Genomic DNA, 456 nt, shown 5'->3' with positions numbered 1-456 from the left:
GTCTCATTTTGATTCGTCGACCAGCGTTTTGAGTTCCACCAGTCGCGGCAGTTCCGTGACGCCGCTAAGTACGACTAAAACCGACAGCGTGTCCCGGTCCGGCGTCGGCATATCGCCGCTCCGTACCTCCGGTGACTGCAGTTCCTCCGTGAGCCATCGCCGCCCGTCGGTAACGGCATCCCGGATCAACCACGCGGGCGGCCCGGCAAACACGGCCAGGGCCCTGTCGACCGAATCCAGCTCGCACTGGGCCGTCAGTTTGCCGCGTACAGCGCGGCGAAGTGTCGTCTCGACGGCGTTGTATGCCTCGATTTCGTCGACGTCGTCCGAGTTGTCGCCGAGAAAACGGTTCTTGAGGTGGTCTATGACTGTCTCGTCACTGCCGCCATCGTCCGCTTGCAGGTCCTGACTGGCGTAGCCAAGCGTAGTGAAACCCGAATCCGAGAGAGTGTTGAT

The 456-nt window shown here is 61.4% G+C and carries 1 pseudogene; it reads right to left on the bottom strand.

The window, feature by feature from the left end:
* Positions 1–3: 3 nt before the first annotated feature.
* A pseudogene (locus IL252_RS17320) lies at positions 4–456 on the bottom strand (cell division protein); the annotation flags it as partial.

It is taken from the genome of Halomicrobium sp. IBSBa, from assembly GCF_017612575.1.
GTDB lineage: Archaea > Halobacteriota > Halobacteria > Halobacteriales > Haloarculaceae > Halomicrobium.
Note: the sequence above shows the minus strand (reverse complement) of the source record. Positions and strands in the feature narration are given on the sequence as shown.